This is a genomic window from Pseudoalteromonas undina (genome assembly GCF_000238275.3).
Lineage (GTDB): Bacteria > Pseudomonadota > Gammaproteobacteria > Enterobacterales > Alteromonadaceae > Pseudoalteromonas > Pseudoalteromonas undina.
In genome coordinates, this window is the sequence record NZ_AHCF03000003.1 from 1,520,812 (window position 1) to 1,539,019 (window position 18,208).

The 18,208-nt window shown below is 40.4% G+C and carries 19 protein-coding genes; 11 read left to right on the forward strand and 8 right to left on the reverse strand.

Translation table 11 applies throughout. From position 1 onward, the window contains the following. Window positions 1-64: 64 nt before the first annotated feature. Together sohB and PUND_RS10655 are read right to left on the reverse strand one after the other, a co-directional pair. Window positions 65-1,081: a protease SohB gene (sohB, locus tag PUND_RS10650; protein WP_010389783.1), complete on the reverse strand. Its 1,017-nt coding sequence runs from the start codon at window positions 1,079-1,081 to the stop codon at window positions 65-67. A gap of 100 nt (window positions 1,082-1,181) precedes the next feature. Further along, entirely contained in the window at window positions 1,182-3,620 is a 2,439-nt protein-coding gene (locus PUND_RS10655; protein ID WP_010389782.1) for a VolA/Pla-1 family phospholipase, read from the reverse strand. A 207-nt stretch (window positions 3,621-3,827) separates the two neighbouring features. Between PUND_RS10655 and PUND_RS10660 the strand changes: the two genes are divergently transcribed. Continuing rightward, a complete protein-coding gene (locus tag PUND_RS10660; RefSeq protein WP_010389778.1) occupies window positions 3,828-4,574 on the forward strand; it encodes a YciK family oxidoreductase in 747 nt (248 codons plus the stop codon). A gap of 63 nt (window positions 4,575-4,637) precedes the next feature. Here PUND_RS10660 and rluB read toward each other — a convergent pair whose 3' ends face one another. The 4 genes from rluB to PUND_RS10680 all read right to left on the reverse strand — a co-directional run bounded on the left by rluB (window position 4,638) and on the right by PUND_RS10680 (window position 7,401). Then, window positions 4,638-5,507, reverse strand: coding sequence for a 23S rRNA pseudouridine(2605) synthase RluB (rluB, locus tag PUND_RS10665; RefSeq protein WP_008110001.1), 870 nt, complete (start codon window positions 5,505-5,507; stop codon window positions 4,638-4,640). Next, window positions 5,504-6,094: an SMC-Scp complex subunit ScpB gene (gene scpB / locus PUND_RS10670; protein WP_008110002.1), complete on the reverse strand. Its 591-nt coding sequence runs from the start codon at window positions 6,092-6,094 to the stop codon at window positions 5,504-5,506. Before scpB ends, rluB begins: the two co-directional genes overlap by 4 nt. Before the next feature lie 151 nt (window positions 6,095-6,245). Continuing rightward, the gene (locus PUND_RS10675; protein ID WP_010389775.1) at window positions 6,246-6,767 is read right to left on the reverse strand and encodes a calcium-binding protein; all 522 of its coding nucleotides are present in this window, start codon (window positions 6,765-6,767) and stop codon (window positions 6,246-6,248) included. 202 nt (window positions 6,768-6,969) lie between these two features. After that, a complete protein-coding gene (locus PUND_RS10680) occupies window positions 6,970-7,401 on the reverse strand; it encodes a hypothetical protein (protein WP_010389773.1) in 432 nt (143 codons plus the stop codon). Between the two features lie 240 nt (window positions 7,402-7,641). Here PUND_RS10680 and xthA point away from each other — a divergent pair, with 240 nt between their 5' ends. From xthA to rlmA, 3 genes are read left to right on the forward strand one after another with little or no spacing between them, the layout of a single operon-like run. After that, the gene (gene xthA, locus PUND_RS10685) at window positions 7,642-8,448 is read left to right on the forward strand and encodes an exodeoxyribonuclease III (protein WP_010389771.1); all 807 of its coding nucleotides are present in this window, start codon (window positions 7,642-7,644) and stop codon (window positions 8,446-8,448) included. Between the two features lie 5 nt (window positions 8,449-8,453). Beyond that, on the forward strand, window positions 8,454-9,101 hold the full coding sequence (locus PUND_RS10690) for an energy-coupling factor ABC transporter permease (protein ID WP_010389767.1): 648 nt from the start codon (window positions 8,454-8,456) through the stop codon (window positions 9,099-9,101). Next, window positions 9,098-9,901, forward strand: coding sequence for a 23S rRNA (guanine(745)-N(1))-methyltransferase (rlmA, locus tag PUND_RS10695; protein ID WP_010389764.1), 804 nt, complete (start codon window positions 9,098-9,100; stop codon window positions 9,899-9,901). The genes PUND_RS10690 and rlmA overlap by 4 nt, the downstream gene beginning before the upstream one ends. Here rlmA and yfbV read toward each other — a convergent pair. Next, entirely contained in the window at window positions 9,885-10,331 is a 447-nt protein-coding gene (gene yfbV, locus PUND_RS10700; protein ID WP_010389761.1) for a terminus macrodomain insulation protein YfbV, read from the reverse strand. The two genes, rlmA and yfbV, sit on opposite strands and share 17 nt — an antisense overlap. Window positions 10,332-10,594: 263 nt before the next feature. On the opposite strand from yfbV, the gene PUND_RS10705 reads away from it, so the two are divergent. The 7 genes from PUND_RS10705 (at window position 10,595) to PUND_RS10735 (ending at window position 17,248) form a co-directional block, all read left to right on the forward strand. Next, window positions 10,595-11,809, forward strand: coding sequence for an acetate kinase (locus PUND_RS10705; protein ID WP_010389759.1), 1,215 nt, complete (start codon window positions 10,595-10,597; stop codon window positions 11,807-11,809). Window position 11,810: 1 nt separating this feature from the next. Then, window positions 11,811-13,964 carry a phosphate acetyltransferase gene (gene pta, locus PUND_RS10710; protein WP_010389758.1) on the forward strand — a complete coding sequence of 718 codons (2,154 nt, stop codon included), beginning with the start codon at window positions 11,811-11,813 and terminating at the stop codon, window positions 13,962-13,964. 222 nt (window positions 13,965-14,186) lie between these two features. Further along, window positions 14,187-14,570 (forward strand): ACT domain-containing protein, encoded by a 384-nt coding sequence (locus PUND_RS10715; protein ID WP_010389757.1) that lies wholly within the window; start codon window positions 14,187-14,189, stop codon window positions 14,568-14,570. A 6-nt stretch (window positions 14,571-14,576) separates the two neighbouring features. Next, window positions 14,577-15,074 carry a PTS glucose transporter subunit IIA gene (locus tag PUND_RS10720; RefSeq protein ID WP_008110014.1) on the forward strand — a complete coding sequence of 166 codons (498 nt, stop codon included), beginning with the start codon at window positions 14,577-14,579 and terminating at the stop codon, window positions 15,072-15,074. Between the two features lie 4 nt (window positions 15,075-15,078). Next, on the forward strand, window positions 15,079-15,423 hold the full coding sequence (locus PUND_RS10725; RefSeq protein ID WP_010389755.1) for an ArsC family reductase: 345 nt from the start codon (window positions 15,079-15,081) through the stop codon (window positions 15,421-15,423). After that, window positions 15,423-16,553 carry a succinyl-diaminopimelate desuccinylase gene (dapE, locus tag PUND_RS10730; protein ID WP_010389754.1) on the forward strand — a complete coding sequence of 377 codons (1,131 nt, stop codon included), beginning with the start codon at window positions 15,423-15,425 and terminating at the stop codon, window positions 16,551-16,553. Before PUND_RS10725 ends, dapE begins: the two co-directional genes overlap by 1 nt. Continuing rightward, the gene (locus tag PUND_RS10735; protein ID WP_010389753.1) at window positions 16,553-17,248 is read left to right on the forward strand and encodes a M15 family metallopeptidase; all 696 of its coding nucleotides are present in this window, start codon (window positions 16,553-16,555) and stop codon (window positions 17,246-17,248) included. The genes dapE and PUND_RS10735 overlap by 1 nt, the downstream gene beginning before the upstream one ends. On the opposite strand, the gene PUND_RS10740 is transcribed toward PUND_RS10735, so the two are convergent. After that, window positions 17,235-18,110 carry a DMT family transporter gene (locus PUND_RS10740; protein ID WP_010389752.1) on the reverse strand — a complete coding sequence of 292 codons (876 nt, stop codon included), beginning with the start codon at window positions 18,108-18,110 and terminating at the stop codon, window positions 17,235-17,237. The genes PUND_RS10735 and PUND_RS10740 overlap by 14 nt on opposite strands. Window positions 18,111-18,208: the final 98 nt, after the last annotated feature.

The window sequence follows — 18,208 nt, forward strand, 5'->3', positions numbered from 1 at the left end:
TAAAAAAAGCCTTGCTACTTTTTAAGTAACAAGGCTTTTTTATTGTCTATAAGCTATCAAAGTATTAAGGGTTTAACGCCTTGAATTTTGACATTAAACTCACACCTGCTTTATTCACGCCATGGCTCAGTCCTATTGCAAACTTATCACTTAGCCCTTTTTTAATTTTGTATTGCACCTTGTATATTTGATGCTGATGTTGCTGCTCTAATAAGGCATCATCACTGGTTTTAATGTTATCAACTAACCCTTTCTCAATAGCTTGTGTTGCAAACCAGTGCTCACCTGTGGCCACTAAATCCATATTCAAACTTGGGCGCTGCGTGCTAACAAAGGTTTTAAATAGCACATGGGTTTGCTCTATCTCTTCGCGGAATTTTTCGCGGGCTTTATCTGTATTTTCACCAAAGAGTGTGAGTGTACGTTTAAATTCGCCCGCCGTAATTTGTTCAAAATCTACGTCATTCTTCTTTAAAATTTTATTAAAGTTTGGAATTTGTGCAATCACACCGATAGAGCCAACAATTGCAAACGGTGCGGCAATAATATGATCTGCGACACAAGCCATCATGTAACCACCACTGGCGGCGACTTTGTCTATCGATACTGTTAACTCAATACCAGCTGACTTAAACCGCTGTAGTTGTGATGCAGCTAACCCATAACCATGTACCACGCCACCACCGCTTTCAAGACGAACTAGCACTTTATCTTTTTTAGGGTCCGCGATTGAAATAATCGCAGTCACTTCTTCGCGTAAACTTTCTACTTCATGCGCATCCATACTACCATTAAAATCAATAACGTAGAGTCGTGATTTAGGGGCTTCTTTTTCAGCTTTTTTTTGCTCTAGTTTTTGTTGCTTTTGGTAGGCTTTTAACTCTTTTTTACCTAGCGTATTATTTAAAAAGCTTTCTTTTATATTGGTAAGTTGCTCTGATAAGTCATCTATTTCTATCTCACCTTTTTTTGCTTTTGGCTTAACAGCCGAGCTTACAATTAAGGTTAAAATAACAGCGATAGCAATAACAAAGGTAATGGTTTTAGCAAAAAACAAACCGTACTCGTATAAAAATTCCAACAGTGTTCTCCATTTATAAATTTCAGCCAATTTAGCATGCTTTAAAATAAAAAAAAGCCACTATACAGTGGCTTTTAGTACTTAATTGAATGGTTGATTATTAATTCGTCACAATCTCAGTGTTTTGCACCATTAAAAGGCGACCTCTTGAAGCTAGGTAAGTAGCAACCTGCAATTGCATTTCAGCATTCGCAGCTGCACTACCAGCAACTGTAGACGACTCACCTTCATCTTGTGCTGGTGTTAATATTGACCCATGATGACCTTGAGTAAACTTAACTAAATAGCTAGAGCCCATTTCTGTTGGCGCTTGACTGGTACTCACCGTGTCTAACCCCATAAAGTTAGCCAAAGGGACAGTACCTGCAATTGGGTTATTGGCAGTCATCGGCGGAATAACTTGATCAGGCTTGTTATTATCTGTGCCATCACCTACCACTACGTTCATGTAAACAGGTGTTTCTAGTGCTTTTACCGTAGCAGCGCAGTTAGTAGGGTCGCCACTGTCTAATGCTGTTTGAGCTGCAAATACAAACTGCGTCATCACGCCTTTAATATTAGCAAGCTTATCAGTTTCGCCGGCCATCGTTAGTGCTTTTGCAAACTCAGTAAAGCCACATGAGATACTTGCTTGCGTTTGCGCTGACTCACCACAGTTAGAAACAGCGGGGCCATCTCTGAATGCCTTAAACTCTATCGATTCAGCAGTACCTGCTTGAGAAAGTACAGAGCCTTGAATAAATGGACCAAATGCTGCTGATTCTAACAAGAAGCTGGCAATACCGCCGCCGCCACTTGCTAATGCTACAGCGTTAACCTTAAATAATGGATCTACTTGATCGGCCAATGGGCTATTAGCTTGTGCAATAAATGCAGGTGCTACAATTGAGCCCAGTGAATGGCCAATATAAGATACATCGGTATAACTGAGTGAACTATCACCGCTGAATCTTAAGCTTAAGCGTAAACCAAGTAAGTCAGCACTTGACTGACGCAAGCTATCTCTAGCTACCAATAACGAATTCAAGTTCATGTAACTAAGTACAGAGCCTTTTCCAGAAGTTGCATTAAAGTCATCATTACCGTCTAAATCAACGTCTACACCACGCTCGCCATGACGAGGATGGTCAATTGCAACTGTGGCAAAGCCTTGCAGTGAAAGCTGCGCCGTTAGTGTTAACATGCTTTCTTTTTGTGTGGTTATACCGTGTTGCATAATCACTACTGGCCAACCACCTGCTGGCATAGCAGTAAATGGCTCTAAACCTAAACCTGTACGGTATGCATTAACAACCGGTAAAATCGGCTTAGTAATTTGCACTGGCACATTAGCCATGCTCTGCACTTTGGGAAGTGAATTATATTTAGTTAAGTGTTTAGTGCTATCAAGCCCTAAATCACGAAGCTGTCCATCACTCAAAGCAGCACACATTGCATCGTTAGTGCTAATAGGATCGGTTGGGAACGCTTCACCAGCTTGCGCTTTATAGCCTAAAATAGCGACAGCACTATCACACATACCTTGCCAGTAAGTATCGTTTAAATCACTGATCTCTTTACCTTCAGGCGTGCCTAAATACATAGGTAATTGAATGCTGCCTTTTTGATACTGTGCAGCTTGGAACACGTCAGGTACAGTCACTCCCTGCAATGCAAAAGCTTGTTGTACGTTAGCCATAGGCTGAGTTGGAATTTGCAACGCAGGGGTTGGAATTGTTGGCTCTGTTAAGCTTGCTGCTAAAATCTTTTTAATCGTGCCAAGCACTGGTCCTGCTGATTGCATAGTCATGGCAGCAGAAAAAATAATATCGTCTTTTGTGATATCGCCTGAGCTAACCACTACATTTTCGTAACTATTAACTGCACCTTGTAGCGCAAGTTGTGATGGCGTCACTAAAGGGGCTTCTTGTTTAACTGTTGCATAGGTCGATGAAGGCTCAATTGCACGCCCTTCTGAATCTTTTAGCCCAGTCGTTAATACATTAATATAAGAGCTACCTGCTTTAAATGGTTTAAGTGGAATAATGGCCACCGCATCGCCTGAAGCTTGGGTCACAAAATCAACACCAAAGGTTAATTCGCCCACTAATTTACACGCAGCACCGGCTGGAGCTTGTGAACATTCGGCATCTGTTAAGCTTGCACCCATTATAACTTCAAAAATACGAACAGAACCTGGAGTGCCCGCTGATGTAGCATCTAGGCTTACATTAGGTGGAAAAGTTAAATCAATTTTAAATGGAACCTGGGTAGACCAACCATCAAGCGCGCCTAACGCTAATTGTGGATCGGCATAGGCTGCGCGAGGGATTGAAACGTTTTCGTCATTTAATTCCCCAGGAATATTCAATGTGCCATCGCGCGTACCGCTCATTAATAAGTCATTAGGAACCGAAATTACACCGTTAGCAGGGTCAAATTTTACCGTAGCTTTTGGAATAACTGTAACCGAGTCATTTTTTACATCTTCTAACGTTTCTCCGCCGCCACAGCCTGCTAGAGCAGCTGCAACAGAGAGCGAGAGTAGCATTTTTTTCATATTGTTCTCCGCACAAATCTTATTTTTATAGTGTGTTTATAGTCAGTGTAATTAAGTTAAAACAATGTAACCAGTATATTAATGAGACATTAGACCAGTTAAACTTAACGTAAAGTTTCTAGTTTCGCCACCTATATTTGCAATAAATTCGATTACTTGTCGATTTGCTATGTTAAAATCAAAAAAAATCTAAACATTGGTACTTTTATGCATACCTATCAAGCAACTGAAAACGCACTCAAAGACAAAGTGATTTTGATCACAGGCGCAGGTGATGGTATTGGCCGTGTCGCAGCTATTACCTATGCTAAACATGGTGCAACCGTTATTTTATTAGGAAAAACAACTAATAAACTAGAATGTGTATATGACGAAATCGTCAATGCAGGCTACCCACAGCCAGCTATTGTGCCTATGGACTTAAAAGGTGCAACCAAGCAGAACTATCGTGATTTAGCCGCAACTATCGAAAGTCAGTTTGGTCGCTTAGATGGGTTATTAAATAATGCGGGTATTTTAGGTACTTTAGGCCCATTGGAACATTTTTGTTCATCAACATTTGAAAACGTCATGAAAGTAAACGTGACGGCACAAGCCATGATCACAAAAGCACTGTTTCCTGTCATGCGCAAATCAAAGAGTGCCTCAGTGGTATTTACTTCTTCGGGTGTTGGTCGTAAAGGAAGAGAGTTTTGGGGACCTTACGCTATTTCTAAATTTGCGGTAGAAGGTATGATGCAAACGTGGGCGTGTGAAGTCGAAAAAACACCAATTCGTGTTAACTGTATCAACCCAGGCGCAACGCGCACATCAATGCGAGCAAGTGCATTCCCAGGTGAAGATCGTGATTTACTTGCGACACCTGAAGATTTAATGCCAACTTATCTGTATTTAATGAGCGATGACTCAAAAGATATCAATGGCCAATCGTTAGACGCACAAGCTAAAAAGTAATATTTAGTTTTAAACGTAAAAAGCCGCTATTAAAGCGGCTTTATTGTTTTATTAGTAGCGTAATTACTTACGTTTAGTCGGTTTTACACGTTGATTATGCTTTTTAACCGCCTTACGAATTTGATTTATTTTCGCGCGCTTATCTTTACGTTTTTCAGGGATAACCGACAGCTTAGTTTGCGTTTCTTTACCAAGTTTAACTGTTTTACGTAAATAGTTAACTGTGTCTAAATCGTACTCAATCCAACCACCTTGTGGTACACGCTTATCAAGCTCTAATTTACCGTAACGTATACGAATTAGGCGTGACACTTCCACATCTTGTGATTGCCATAAACGACGAACTTCACGATTACGACCTTCGTTAAGAGTTACGTTGTACCAGCGGTTAATGCCTTCACCGCCCATAGGCTTAATACCGGTAAATTTAGCCGGACCATCTTCAAGCTCTACACCGCGAAGTAAGTTTTTCATTGTTTCGTCAGTCACTTCACCAAATACACGAGCTGAATATTCGCGTTCAACTTCGTAGCTCGGGTGCATTAAGCGATTTGCTAATTCACCATCATTGGTAAAGAGCATCAACCCTGACGTATTCACATCTAATCGCCCTACTGCTATCCAACGATCGCCATCTATACGTGGCAAACGGTCGAATACAGTACGACGACCTTCTGGATCTTTACGAGTACTTAGTTCGCCCTCTGGCTTGTTGTACATAATTACGCGACAAATTCTGTCAGCTTTTTCTTCAATTTTAACAGTGTGGCCGTCAACACGAATTAAATCGGTTTCTTCAACCCTGTCACCTAACTTAGCTACTTTACCGTTTACACTCACACGATTAGCGTCAATGTATTTTTCCATTTCGCGGCGTGAACCTACCCCTGCGCGGGCTAGGACTTTTTGTAACTTTTCACCTTGTATACTCATTTGGATGGTTCTCTCACAGAAGGATCACTTAATAACTGGGTAATTTTACTTTGCTGTTGCTCTGGCAATGCAGGTAAATCATGAAGTCCGGTTATCGAAAAATAATCTAAAAATTGTTTAGTCGTTGCATAAAGTGCCGGTTTCCCAGGTACTTCTTTATGCCCAACTACTTTAACCCACTCTCTTTCAAGCAGAGTTTTAATAATATTTGAGCCTGTTGCTACGCCCCGTACTTGCTCAATTTCACCACGGGTAATAGGTTGTTTATATGCAATTAGCGACAAGGTTTCGAGTAAAGCTCGCGAGTACTTAGGAGCGCGTTCTTGCCATAAATTACTCAACCATGGGCTTAAACTGCTACACGCTTGAAAACGATACCCACTGCCTACCTCAACTAAGCGTATACCGCGGGTTTGATAATGAACTTGAATTGCCTCTACAGCATCATTAATGCGCGCCATAGAAATTGCTAAATCGTTTAAAACCGTGTCCTTAAGATGACGTTTTGATACGGGCTTATCTGCCACAAAAATCGCCGCTTCAATGATTTCAATTAATTGTTCATCACTAATTCGCCGACCTACCATAATCACTCTTAAGTTAATAAAAACACACAGCCATCTATTATGACAGAACAATCACAAACTAGGAAAACATATTAACAAAATAACGTTTCATAGGCATAAAAAAGCCAGTGAAAAACACTGGCTTGATATCAAGTACATTCAGTAACGTAATTTAACTGTTTTTAAATTGCTCAAGTGCATCATCTTCTGCAACAGAATCACCATGCTTTTGAATATAGCTGTTGAACTCTTTTTTGCTTACTTGTTTATCTTTATTACGATCCATGTAACCAAAATGATTTGATATATCATCGTCATCAGCTTCAGTAACTGAAATGAAGCCATTGCTATCATTATCTAAGCTTTTAAAATCATTTTCTATTTTATCAAACTTAGCAATATCAGCTTTAAATGCAGACTCACTCACTTCACTATCTGTAGCAACTTTTCCAGCATTTAGCTGCATATAAGCATCATATTCATTACGGCTTATTTGATTATCCATATTTGTATCTATGTTTGAAAAGTGCTGCCAAATACTATCATCGTCGGCTTCTGTTTTAGAAATAAAGCCATCGCTGTCGTTATCTAAGCTTGCAAAATCACTGTCGATTTTTTCTAAACCTTGATTTGAAGAACAAGCTGCTAAACTCAATGCGGCTAAAACAGTAGAAGCTATCGTTAATTTTTTCATCAGACGTATCCTTGTATTAATAAATTTCAATTTTAGTGATACAAATACGATGCCAAAAAAATAAACCATTAAAATCAGACAATTAAACAAAAACAACTTCTATTGCGATATTCAATAATGCAATTTATCCAAACTACATAGGTAATTTTTACAAAAAAAAGCTCGGTAAAAACCGAGCTTTTTATATATTAAATACAGTAATTTAGATTGCAGCGTTTTGGTAACGCTTCACAAAATCAGTTACGTTTTGGCCATTACACTTTAATGTGTTTAAGTTACCAATTTGCTTACGCACTGGTTGTAAGCCTTGCTTTAATGCAGTTATACATAACTGTGTTTCTTGATGTGAATCTTTTGCAAATACTTCAACTTTTGATGCTGCAGGCTGTGCTGCAGTTTGTTGTTTTGCAATATCGCGAATGTCTTGACCGTTACATAGGATACTTTTTGAATAACGAGATAAGTATATACCATGCTTTGCTGCCATTTTACGTGCAGCTGAAAAACCTTCATTGGCGCTTACTACGCACAAGTTTGACTCTAATTTATTGTCTTTGCTGTAATACGCATTGCTTTGTGCAGAAGCGGTAACAGAAACAAAAAGAGAGGCAGCTAAAAGTAATTGAGTTTTCATCAGGTAGTCCTATTTGAACGAGTTAAACAAACGATTTTTGCGCATTATATAGACAACTTTTAACATATCAATTGAATATTTTATTTATTTTATTATTTAATAATGCATTTACAATGTTTAAACATTAAACAGTAATTGATCAACAATTGTGCAGTTATTTTCTCATTTCAGTCATGTTATGTCGCTCTAAATGCTGATACAATTTGACGAATAGAAAAAATAAATTTGAAGGTTAACTTTATGAAAGTGATTTCTTTTAATATCAATGGTCTGCGTGCTCGACTACACCAGTTACAAGCTATTATTGATAAACACCAGCCAGATATTATTGGTCTTCAAGAGATCAAGGTACATGATGAAGCGTTTCCGCTAGACGATGTACAAAAGATGGGTTACCACGTTTATTTTCATGGGCAAAAAGCGCATTACGGCGTGGCAATGTTATGCAAAAAAGAGCCTAAATCGGTATTAAAAGGCTTCACTACTGACACCGATGACTCGCAAAAGCGTATGATTAGCATCACTGTAGAACAAGAGAATGGCCGCGATTTACATGTAATGAATGGCTATTTCCCACAAGGCGATAACATTAATCACGAAACTAAGTTCCCCTACAAACGTCAATTTTATAAAGATCTAATGACCCATCTGAATGGCCATTTCACCCCTGATCAAGATGTAATTGTTATGGGTGATATTAATATCTCACCAACCGATTTAGATATTGGCATTGGCGAGGTAAATGCAAAACGGTGGTTAAAAACGGGTAAATGTTCATTTCAACCTGTTGAGCGTGAATGGCTTGCTACCTTATTAAATTGGGGTTTTAAAGACACCTTTAGAGAACAAAACCCAGAAATTAACGACCAATATTCTTGGTTTGACTATCGTTCAAAAGGATTTGTTGATAACCGCGGCCTACGAATTGATGTGGTACTAGCAACGCATGATTTAGCAGCTCGCTGTATCGACACAGGCATAGATTATGAATTGCGCGCTATCGATAAACCATCAGATCATGCGCCTATTTGGTCAGAGTTTAGTTAATAATTATGTTAAGCGTGCAGTTGCAAGGGTTACTGTGGATTGTTGTCATCGTTATCGGCTTTTTAAGCGTTAACAAATCAACATACAGTAATTTATTTAATACCCCAGCAAGACAATCAGGTGTGTTTGCCTGTGCACTGGTACTCGCTTTGTTATGGCGTATAAAGGCCGGTATTTTACCCGGTCTCGATCTGCATATTTTAGGCATTACCGCAGTTACCCTAACATTAGGTTGGCGTCTTGCTATATTAAGTTGTGTACTCGCAACAGCGCTTTTAACTGCTTTTGGACAAATAACACCTGAATTAGTCGCATTAAAACTCATCATTAGTGCGTTTATACCGGTGTTATTCAGCTATTTAGTTTTTATCGTGTGTTATCACTATTTAGCACGGCATTTTTTTATCTATATATTTGTTTGTAGCTTTTTAACAGCGGGTGTCGTTGCCTGTATTAACATTATACTCGGTGGCGCTTTTTATTACACAATAGGTGAATATAGTTGGCATCAGCTGAGCGAGAATTATATTTACCTAAGTCCTATTTTGGCCTTTCCTGAAGCTATGCTAAACGGTATGGCAATCACTGTACTGATCACCTATCGCCCACATTGGGTAAAAACTTTTTTTGATAAGGACTATTTAGGCTCATGAGTCTTCATTACCATTGCCCTATTTGTAAACAGCCACTAGCACTTAATGATAAAACATTACGATGCGATAACAATCACAGCTTCGATTTTGCCAAAGAAGGCTACGTAAACTTACTCCCTGTGCAAAACAAAAACTCTAAACAGCCTGGCGATTCGTTGGAAATGGTGCAAGCTAGGCGCTCATTTTTGGAGCAAGGTTATTATGGCTTTTTACAAACTGCTTTAGCCAATATGGTAAAGCCACTTAATGCTGAAATAGTAATTGATTTGGGGTGTGGTGAAGGGTTTTATACTCACGCTATTGCTAACAACAGCCAGGCTAGCGTATACGGTGTGGATATATCAAAGTCGGCAGTAAAATATGCGGCAAAACGTTACAAGCAATGCCATTTTAGTGTTGCTTCAATTAGCCAAGCGCCTTTTGATGATCAGCTTGCTGACGTTTTGGTTAGTGTATTTGCGCCTTTATTTGACAGTGAACTTGCACGTCTGGTCAAAGATAATGGTTGCTTAATTGTGGCAAGCCCAGGCCCAACTCATTTGAAAGAACTAAAAGATTATATTTATAGCAACGTAAACGAGCACACACAAATAGCAGCACCTGCGGGCTTTGAAAATACATCGCAACAATTAATAACAGAGCAGGTGTCGCTTACATTTAACGATGTTAAGAACTTAATTATGATGACGCCATTTGCGTGGAAGTTTAGACCAGAACATTGGCAAGCACTTGAGCAAAAACAACAGCATAGCGTCACATTGTCATTTTACATTACGCAATTTACTAAAACTGCTCTTTAGTAAACGTTTTATCCATTTTATCGAACATATCTTTTAGTAATTCGGCAAGCTCCAAATAGCGGGGCTTGTTTTTTCCCATTTGCGCGTCGTAACCGTTAGCAACCATTTTTGCAAATAACTCGTTATACCATTGCTGCATAGCAGGCTCTAATTCGGTTTGCGCACGTTTACCTAACCATAAAAGCCCTTGTAATGGCAAAGAAATAAAAAACAGACTACTGGCAATCGCTTGGGGCAGAAAACCCGAGCCTAAATAATTAATCTGAAAAAACAGGGTCAGCATGGCTAATATTGGCATAACTGTAATCGCAAGCTCTGTGGCTCTGATCACCTTAAATTCTGCAAATAATGGCGCAACCTCTTTTCGCATTGGCCATGTTTTAGCATAAGAACGCCCTAATTGAACTTGCGACATCACACTTTTTTGCATTAATAAATCCTCATAGTCACGGTTTGTAACACTTCAACAAACGTAATACTTATAAAAGTGTAACACAATTATAGCTGCTTTCACTTTATCGGTAAAAATGCTCAATTTCATTAGTAAAACTCACAAAAAGCATAAATTATCGAAAGAATTTCACAAAGCCCTTTTAATAAAGTCTACTACACTTTAGTCTACACTTATTTAAGCCACAAAGGCTTATACATCAACCAAGTGTACTGATTAATACTTAAATGGAAAATGAATCTATGCCAACACTCCCAAATAATCCAAACCACGTTTTGGTACTCAATTGTGGAAGCTCAAGTCTAAAGTTTGCGATTATTGATGCAAACACAGGAAACGACATCATATCAGGTTTAGCTGAGCGCCTAGGTGATGATGCTCCCTCAATTAAATATAAGTTTAAGGGAGAAAAAACCACTATTAAGCTTGCTGCTAACCAGGCACATGCCCATGCGATTGATACGCTGGTTGATTTGATAAAAGATCACAACCTCGACGAGCAATTAGTGGCAGTGGGTCATCGTGTTGTACATGGCGGCGAGCACTTTACCCAATCAGTTTTAATTGACGAAAACGTCATTGCAGGTATTACTCAAGCAGCCACACTGGCCCCTTTACATGGTCACGCTAATTTACTAGGTATTTCATCAGCACAAGCATCATTTAAAGATTTACCACAAATAGCTGTGTTTGATACTGCATTTCATCAAACTATGGATGAGGTTGCTTATCTATATGCCCTTCCTTATCAGCTATATAAAGACTTTGGGGTTAGACGCTATGGATTTCATGGCACTAGCCATTTTTATGTAGCAGGTCAAACCGCTAAAATGTTGTCTTTACCTGTTGAAGAAAGTAACTTTATTAGCGCCCACTTAGGCAATGGCTGCTCTGTGTGTGCGATCAAAAATGGTAAAAGTGTCGATACCAGCATGGGCTTAACCCCGCTTGAAGGACTTGTTATGGGTACTCGTTGTGGTGACATTGACCCAGGGCTATTTAACTTTTTAACGACCCAACTTGATTACACCGCACAGCAAATTGATGACCTGCTAAATCAAAAAAGTGGCTTATTAGGAATAAGCGAGCTATCAAACGATTGCCGTACTATTGAAGAGGCTGCCATTGCTGGCAACTCGCAAGCCATGCTGGCACTTAATATGTTTTGCTACCGCTTAGCAAAACAAATAGCCGCCTACATGGTACCGCTGCAAAAATTAGATGCGCTTATTTTTACCGGTGGGATTGGCGAGAATTCCGATATTATTCGCGAAAAAGTACTTACACAGTTAGCCTTTTTAGGTATCAATTTAGACCCTCAAGCAAACCTTGATGCAAGGTTTGGCCAAGCTGGATTAATTAGCGCTGCAAATTCAACAAGCAAAGCGGTGGTTATGCCTACCAACGAAGAATGGGTTATTGCACTCGACGCCGCAAACATCACCAAGGAGTTATAATATGGCTCGTCGTATTATGTTGGTTCCTATCTCTACAGGGGTAGGTTTAACCTCAGTATCAGTTGGTTTAGTAAGAGCGCTGGAACAAAAGACGGTTAAGGTTAATTTTTTCAAACCTATCGCCCAGCCGCGTGCAGGTGAAACAGGCCCTGAAAAATCGACCCAAATTGTCACTCAAGGCTCACCAATTAAGCCGCCAACACCGTTTGCGCTCGATTACGCAGAACAAATGATTGGTGATGGTAAAGGTGATGACTTATTAGAGGAAATTGTTGAGCGTTTTCAAAGTAAGATCAACGATGACGAAGTGGCCATAATAGAAGGAATGGTGCCTACTCGACGCCAACCTTATGCGGGGCGCATAAACCGTGAAATTGCACAAACCTTAGGGGCCGATATTGTATTTGTGCTTACCCCTGGGAATTACAGTATTACCCAAATTGAAGATCGCCTTGAAATTGCTGCTGGAAATTACGGTGGCATAGATCACCCTCGTGTGCTGGGTTGTATTTTCAATAAAGTAAATGCCCCTCTAGATGAAGAAGGTCGCGCTCGCGCTGATTTAGTCGATACTTACAAGCCAGAAGCGCTTGATAACGAGCTTAACCGCCTGGCCTCTTTACCTATTTTTAGAAAAAATCCTTTTATGTTACTTGGTGCCATTCCGTGGGATTTTGAGCTCGTAGCGCCGCGCGTTAAAGATTTAAGTGCCTATTTAAAAGCCACTATTATTAACGAAGGTGACATGGTACATCGTCGACTAAGACGCATTACTTTTTGCGCCCGCACGGTATCAAATATTCTAAATTATTTTACCCCAGGTGCGTTATTGGTCACCCCAGGCGATCGTTCAGATATATTGGTTGCAGCCTGCTTGTCTGCCATGAATGGTACTAAACTAGGCGCTATTTTGCTCACCGGTGGCTTTGAGCCTGAGCCGCGCATCATGGCGCTGTGCGAACAAGCCATGCAAACAGGGCTGCCTATTTTAGCAACCGAAGGGGACACTTGGCGCACCTCGTTATTACTGCATAACTTTAACCTAGAAGTGCCAAGCGATGATGAACAGCGCATTGAAAAGGTAAAAGATCATAACGCAGAGTATATAGATTCTGATTGGTTAGATAGCTTAGCTAAAAGTGTGGGGAAAACCCGAAAACTATCCCCTCCTGCCTTTAGGTATTTATTGACTGAAAAAGCTCGTAAAGCCGAAAAAACAATTGTACTGCCTGAGGGTAACGAACCTAGAACCATTAAAGCAGCCGCTATTTGTGGCCAGCGGGGCATTGCTAAAACAATTTTATTGGGTGACCGTGATGAAATATTGCGTATAGCCGAGCAACAAGGCATTGAGCTTAACGAGCATGTAACTGTAATTGAGCCAAGCAGTATCATAAATGATTACGTAGCACCTATGGTGGAAATTCGTAAAAATAAAGGTCTTACCGAAGTAGTCGCCCAAGAGCAACTTCAAGATCACGTCGTACTTGGCACTATGATGCTAGAGCAAGGTAAAGTCGATGGCCTGGTATCGGGTGCGGTAAACACCACTGCCAATACCATTCGCCCACCGTTACAGTTAATTAAAACCGCGCCAGGTTCATCATTAGTGTCTTCTGTATTCTTTATGCTATTGCCTGATCAGGTTTTGGTTTATGGTGATTGCGCTATTAATCCCGATCCTAATGCCGAACAACTAGCTGACATTGCAATTCAATCTGCCGACTCAGCAGCAGCATTTGGTATTGAACCTCGCGTAGCCATGATAAGTTACAGCACCGGTGACTCAGGCAGTGGGGCTGATGTAGAAAAAGTGCGAGCGGCAACTAAACTGGCCCAGCAAAAGCGCCCTGATCTAATTATAGACGGGCCACTACAGTACGATGCGGCGATTATGGAAAGTGTAGCGATTAAAAAAGCACCTAACAGCCCTGTTGCAGGTAAAGCAACGGTGTTTATATTCCCTGATTTAAATACTGGCAACACCACCTATAAAGCGGTACAACGAAGCGCTGATTTGATCAGTATCGGTCCGATGCTGCAAGGGATGCGTAAACCAGTTAACGACTTAAGCCGTGGCGCATTAGTTGACGACATAGTGTATACCATTGCTTTAACTGCCATTCAAGCAGCGCAAGCTGAGGCACTTAATTAACCCCTTTAACTAACATGTCCTTTTTATAGCCTAGCCATTTTTTAATTACTTATTAATAGGTTAGGCTATTTATACCTTACAACCCCCAAGCTTATCCACAGAAATTGTGGACAATTATTTTTTAATTAATAAAAACTTTAACAACGGCTCAGTTTGGGCCTTTAACTTAGATTCAATACTCTATACTATAAAGCTATTATCTTGCTGCTATGGATGGGTTTTATGTCAAAACAAACACTACAATTACACAGCACTGTTTTATCAATTCATAGTTTAGCGCTTGATGCCGACATCCCTCCTGCCCTGTTAAAGCAACCATTATTTTTTATTTCAAAAACGCACGATGAACTCTCGGTCGTTTGCCCTGATGACTTTATAATTGATAGCCAAGATACAGAATCGAATTGGCAAGCATTAGAAGTAATTGGCCCATTAGGATTTTCGTTAACCGGTATTATGGCAAATATTTCAGGAGTATTAGCAAGAGCTGGCGTGTCAATTTTTTCAATTTCAACCTATGACACCGACTATATCTTAGTAAAAAAGCAAACAGTCAACAAAGCGATGGCTGCTCTTAGAGCCGATGGCTACAATGTGGTAACTTAATTAATAATGAAATCTGAAGACGTTAGCTATTTAACTAAAAATAAAATTGGCCGAAGCGCGATACAAATAACTAGCCCATTCAGTGGCAAAGTTATGCAGATGGACGCGCATCCTGAAGCTTTTTTCCGCTTTGGAACTTTGGGGCCAGGGATTATTGTCAGCTTAACCAGCCATAAAGTGTTAGCGCCATTTAATGGCACTTTATTGCAAGTTAAAAGCGGCGGGTGCGAATTTATTCTAAAAGCTAAAAATGGCTTAAAAGTATTAATAAACTTAGCCGTACCTGATTCTCAAACTCTCACGCATACTCATATTGCTCAGCTTAATGGCAGCAAAATAACCAAAGGACAGCGCCTCGCTTACTTTGATTTGCGTGAACTCGATGCGCCTATTTTAGCTAGCCTTATCATACTCAATGGCCACGACTTAGGCACTTTTCATTATTCTCACCCGCAGGTCAATGCTGGTGTAGATACCTTATTAACTATTATCAAAAAGAAGTAGGTTTATGATCACTCTCTATGGCATTAGCAACTGCGACACAATCAAAAAAGCAAAAAAATACCTAAGCGATAATGACATCGCGTTCACTTTCCATGACTATCGTAAAGATGGCGTTAATCATAATATGGTTAGCGATTTTGCAGAGCATATTGACTGGGAACAACTTGTTAATAAACGTGGCACAACATACAGAGCGCTGTCGGATGAGCAAAAGCAAAGCTTAACTAAGCAAACTGCTATCGATATATTGGTTGAACAACCTGCAATGATTAAACGCCCTGTTCTTATTAATGATGGGCAATATCACTTAGGCTTTAAAACAGCACAATACGATGAGATCTTTAAATAATGACCCATCCAGTAATTACCCTAGCCCAAGCCTTAATTCAGCGAGAGTCGGTTACCCCTGAAGATGCAGGCTGCCAACACATGATGAATGAGCGTCTAAGTGCAATTGGCTTTGACATCGAATCGCTCTTTTTTACTGACACGCTCAATACTTGGGCACGAAAAGGCACGCAATCACCACACTTTTGTTTTGCCGGTCATACCGATGTGGTGCCCACAGGGCCTGAAAAAAATTGGCAGCACCCGCCTTTTGCAGGCCTAATTGAAGACGGTTTATTGCATGGGCGTGGCGCAGCCGACATGAAAGGCTCACTGGCAGCTATGGTTGTAGCCACAGAGCGCTTTGTATCTAAGCACCCAGATCATAAAGGCTCTATCTCGTTTTTAATTACCTCAGATGAAGAAGGCCCTTTTATCAATGGCACTACCCGCGTAATAGATACTTTAGAAGAGCGCGGTGAAAAAATTGATATGTGTCTTGTTGGTGAGCCTTCATCGCGCGATGTACTCGGTGATGTGGTTAAAAATGGTCGTCGTGGTTCTCTAACTGGTTTTTTAACTATAGCCGGTGTACAAGGGCATGTGGCTTACCCACACTTAGCGCAAAACCCAATTCATTTATCCACGCCAGCTTTAACCGAATTAAGCCAAACTGTGTGGGATATGGGTAACGACTTCTTTCCTGCCACCAGCTTTCAAATCTCTAACATTAATGGCGGCACAGGTGCCGGTAATGTGATACCCGGTGAGCTTGAAGTACAATTTAACTTTAGGTTTAGCACCGAAGTTACTCATCAGCAGCTGCAACAAAAAGTGAACGCGATTTTACAAAAACACAATTTGAATTACGAACTAAATTGGATTGTAAATGGCCTACCGTTTTTAACCGATCACGGTCCGTTAGTTGATGCTACCGTCGCTGCAATTAAATCAGTAACTGGCTTAACCACTAATTTAGAAACAACAGGTGGGACATCAGATGGCCGCTTTATTGCTCAAACCGGCGCTAAAGTAATCGAGCTGGGGCCACGTAACGCCACAATTCATAAAGTTGATGAGTGTGTTAGCACAGATGACCTGATCGCGCTGGCCGATATTTATGAACAAATATTAGAACGACTGTTAACTTAATGACTGCAAATAAAGAACTCATACAATGCATCACCGGACAAAGTGATGCACACCTAGTCGCCATACAAAACCATTTTTTGCATACCAATATTGTCAACGACTTTGTTGCACTGCAATCAGCGGCCGCATCCGCTGGCTTTGATTTATGTATTGCATCAAGCTTTCGGGATTTTAATCGTCAATCGGCTATTTGGAATGCTAAATTTTCAAATAAGCGCGTGGTGTTAAATAAAGCGCAACAAGCCGTTGAACTAAATTCACTGAGTGATATTGAAAAATGTACCGCCATAATGCTGTACTCTGCACTGCCAGGGGCAAGTCGCCATCATTTAGGCACTGACTTAGATATTTTTGATAAACGCGCAGTGAGTAACGATTATGAGTTGCAACTAACCCCCGATGAATATCAGCATGGCGGACCTTTTGCCGAACTGAGTCAATGGCTAGACACCCACCTAGCAGAATTTGGATTTTATCGGCCTTATCAGCATGATTTAGGCGGTGTTGCCCCAGAACTTTGGCATATTAGCCACATTGCGCAATCAGAGCAGCTTATGAGGCACCTGTCAGTTGAGGTATTACATAACTGCATTAAAGAAAGTGATTTATTAGGTAAAGACGCTATTTTAACCCACTTACCTGCTTTATATGAACGCTTTGTGCTTAATGTGAGCCCACCTGCTAAGCGGTGTTAGTTTTTTTATTTAACGTAAAAACCAATACAGCCAGTAAAATGATACTGCTGGGGAGCATAAATTGCACAGTTAAGGTTTCTGATAAAAACACCGCTCCTGCAATAGCTGCCAAAACGGGCACGCATAACTGCACTATAGCTGCATGCGTGCTTTTTAATAAAGGCATAGCCACATACCAAATACTATAACCTACGCCTGATGCGATGGCACCTGAGGCTATTGCAAGTAACACCCCTTCCATACGTACATTTTTAAGCTGGCTCATACCCACCACAATTAAAATAGGTAGCACTAATAAGCTGCGAATAAAGTTATAAGTGGTGGCCCTAAGTGGTGACACACACGCTTTGCCTCTAATACTGTATATTCCCCATGCCACGCCACTTATGCTCATTAATACTGCCGCCATTACCGGTGGCGCTGTTTGCGAAGGCAGCATTAAATAAACAAAAGCCACAAACGCCACAATAAATGCAAGCCATTGCACAGCGGTTAAGCGCTCTTGCTTATAGATGCCCCAGCCGATCATGGTAAATTGCACCGCGGAGAATAAAATAAGCGCGCCCATACCGGTATCTAGCTCTATATAAGCTATAGAAAAACACAGCGCATATATCAGCAAGCTCACACTGCTTCGCCAGCTTCCGATATCGTTAATAACGGAGCTACTTAATTGTGCTTTTTTATTTAATTGCTTTGTATAGAGCAGCATAATAATAGCCAAACACACTGCCCCGCTGAGAAGCCGTATAACAGTGAAATTCCACGCATCAATATAACCTTGAGCTAATGCTAAGCGACACAATAACGAATTGGCAGCAAAGGCAACTAACGCGATAATAGTAAACAGAGTGGCTTTCAAATAAATTCCTAACGTGTTGATAAATATATACCGTATTTATATACAGATTAAATTAGCGTCCATTGTTGTAAACGTTAATATGGTTATTTTTTAATGAT